2 protein-coding genes are annotated in these 2,912 nt (G+C 70.1%); both read right to left on the bottom strand.

The features are described 5' to 3' along the window. Window positions 1-268 precede the first annotated feature (268 nt). Complete coding sequence (locus QZX79_RS09470; RefSeq protein ID WP_294567883.1) at window positions 269-2,392, bottom strand: 3-hydroxyacyl-CoA dehydrogenase NAD-binding domain-containing protein; 2,124 nt, start codon at window positions 2,390-2,392, stop codon at window positions 269-271. Further along, window positions 2,389-2,912: thiolase family protein (locus QZX79_RS09465; RefSeq protein WP_294567881.1), on the bottom strand; the 524-nt coding region annotated here is incomplete at its 5' end. The genes QZX79_RS09470 and QZX79_RS09465, both read right to left, overlap by 4 nt.

The following is a 2,912-nucleotide window of genomic DNA, read 5'->3' as shown; positions in this document are numbered from 1 at the left end:
AACGACGAACGGGCCTGAAGACGACGGCGGTGCCAGATAGCGACGAGCGGGCCGGAAATAACGGGTCCATTTGTCGCTACCTGGCGCGCTGGGCGCTGTTCAGTGCCTTTGTCGCTATGAGGCCCGTCCGTCGACGTCCGTCTCCGGACTCCGCACCTCCGGCGGCCGCGGCGCCTGAAAGCGACGAACCCGCCCGGAAACGACAAACGCACCCGATTTATCGGGTGCGTTTGTCGTAATGTGGCGCGCTTGTCGTGAACGAGGCGGACTAGCGGAACGTCCTGCCGCGGACCCGCTCCGAGGCGCCCGTGCGGTCGAGGTACGGCGTGATGCCGCCGAGGTGCATCGGCCAGCCGGCGCCCATGATCACGCACAGGTCGATGTCCTCCGGGGCGGCGACGACGCCCTCGTCGAGCATCCGGCCGATCTCGTCAGCGAGGGCGTCCTGCGTGCGCCGCAGGATCTCCTCAGTCGACGACGGCGAAGAGCCGCGCTCCATCAGGGCCAGGGTCGACTCGGGCACGGTTTCCCGGCCCGACTCGTCCTGAATCCACAGGCCCTTGATGCCTGCGTCGATCAGCTTCTGCTGGTTCGCCGAGACATGGAACCGGTCGCCGAAGGCGGCGTGCAGCGACTCCTGGACGTGCTGGCCCACCGGCAGCCCCACGAGGGCCAGCAGGCGGAACGGCGTCATCGGCAGGCCCATGGGCCGCAGCGCGTTGTCGGCGGTCTCGGCGTCGGTGCCCTCGTCGAACACCTTGGTGATCTCGCCGAACATGCGCCCGAGGATCCGGTTGACGACGAACGCCGGGGCGTCCTGGACCAGGACGGCGTTCTTCTTCAGCTGCTTGGCCAGGGCGAAGGCGGTGGCGAGCACGGCGTCGTCCGTCTTGGGGGCCCTCACGATCTCCAGCAGCGGCATCGCGGCCACGGGGTTGAAGAAGTGGAACCCGACGACCCGCTCGGGGTGGGCCAGGTCGGCGGCCATGTCGGTGACCGACAGCGAGGAGGTGTTTGTTGCGAGGATGCACTCGGGCGACACGACTGCCTCCACCTCGGCGAAGACCTGCTTCTTGACGCCCATCTCCTCGAAGACCGCCTCGATGACGAAGTCGGCGTCCGCGAAGGCCTCCTTGGAGACCGACCCGGAGACCAGCGCCTTGGTGCGGTTGGCCGCATCCTGCGAGAGCTTCTTTTTGCCCAGCAGCTTGTCGACCTCGGCGTGGACGTAGGCGACGCCCTTGTCCACGCGCGCCTGGTCGATGTCGGTCAGGACCACCGGCACCTTGAGCTGGCGGGCGAACAGCAGCGCCAGCTGGCTGGCCATCAGGCCGGCCCCGACGACGCCGACCTTCGTCACCGGGCGGGCGAGCTTCGAGTCCGGCGCCCCGGCGGGCCGCTTGGCGCGCTTCTGCACCAGCTCGAGGAACGCGTAGACGGTGGCGTGGAACTCGGGGGTCTGCATGAGCTCGGCCAGCGCGATGCATTCGGCCTCGGCAGACTGCTCACGGGTCAGCGTCTTGCCCGCCTCGAACAGGTCGAGGACCCGCGAGGGGGCCGGCGCGGCGTTGCCGGTGCGGGCCTGGATGAACGCCCGTCCCGCGGCGGCGGCGGCATCCCAGTCCGCGTCGCTGTAGGCGGTGAAGCCCGCACGGCGCTCCTCCACTGCCTGCACCGCCGCAGGGTCACCGGCGACGACGCGGGCGGCCCAGGCCAGGGACTGCTCGAGGAAGTCCGCCGGTTCAAAGAGCGCGTCGGCGATGCCGATCCCGTAGGCGGCGGAGCCGTCGAGCATCCGGTTGTTGCTCAGCGGATTCTCGATCATCACCTTCACCGCGGAGGCAGGGCCGACCAGGCGCGGCAGCCGGTACACCCCGCCCCAGCCGGGGACCAGGCCGATGAACGCTTCGGGCAGGCCGAGTCCGTTGGCTCCGGAGGAGACGGTGCGGTAATTCGCGGCCAGGGCGATCTCGAGGCCGCCGCCGAGGGCCACCCCGTTGATGAAGGCGAAGCTGGGGACGCCGAGGGAGCCGAGCAGGTCGTAGGCCGCGTGGCCCAGCTCGGCCATCGCCCGGCCGTGCTTTTCGGCCTTCAGTGACTTCACCGTCGAGAGGTCGGCGCCGGCGACGAGAAAGTAGGGCTTGCCCGTGATGGCGACCGCGGCGATCTCCCCGCGGCCGCTGCGCTCCTTGAGGCCCTCGAGGGTGCGTCCGAACTCGATCAGGGTGTTCGGGCCCAGGGTGGTCGGCTTGGTGGCGTCCTTGCCGTTGTCGAGGGTGATAAGCGCCAGGGTGCCGGCACCGCCGGGCAGGGCGATGTCCTGCACCAGGGAGTGGGTGACGATCTCGTTGGGCACCAGCCCGGCAAGTTCCTCAAAGCGTTCGAAGCTCATGCTGCGTCCTGTCCGTAGTCGGCGTGGTGGGGGTTCTCCCAGATGACGGTGGCGCCCATTCCGAGGCCGATGCACATGGTGGTCATGCCGTAGCGCACCGAGGGGTCCTCCTCGAACTGGCGGGCGAGCTGGGTCATCAGCCGGACGCCGGAGGAGGCGAGGGGATGCCCGACGGCGGTGGCGCCGCCGTAGCGGTTGACGCGCGCGTCGTCGTCGGCGATGCCGAAGTGGTCCAGGAAGGAGAGCACCTGCACGGCGAAGGCCTCGTTGATCTCGAACAGGCCGATGTCTCCGATGTCCAGCCCCGCCTGGCGCAGGGCCTTCTCGGTGGCGGGGACCGGGCCGATGCCCATCACCTCGGGCTCGACGCCGGCGAAGGCGTAGGCCACCAGCCGCATGCGCACCGGCAGGCCGAGCTCGGCGGCACTGTCGGCGGAGGCCAGCAGCACGGCGGCCGCGCCGTCGTTGAGGCCCGCGGCGTTCCCGGCCGTGACGCGGCCGTGCGGGCGGAAGGGGGTGC

The organism is uncultured Arthrobacter sp. (assembly GCF_902805515.1).
Lineage (GTDB): Bacteria > Actinomycetota > Actinomycetes > Actinomycetales > Micrococcaceae > Arthrobacter_D.
The sequence above is the reverse complement of the archived record's forward strand: the minus strand, read 5'-3'. Positions and strand labels throughout refer to the sequence as shown.

Bases quoted from the DNA above. Each gene is read 5' to 3' on its own strand.
- QZX79_RS09470 (WP_294567883.1), bottom strand. From the start codon at position 2,392: ATGAGCTTCGAACGCTTTGAGGAACTTGCCGGGCTGGTGCCCAACGAG.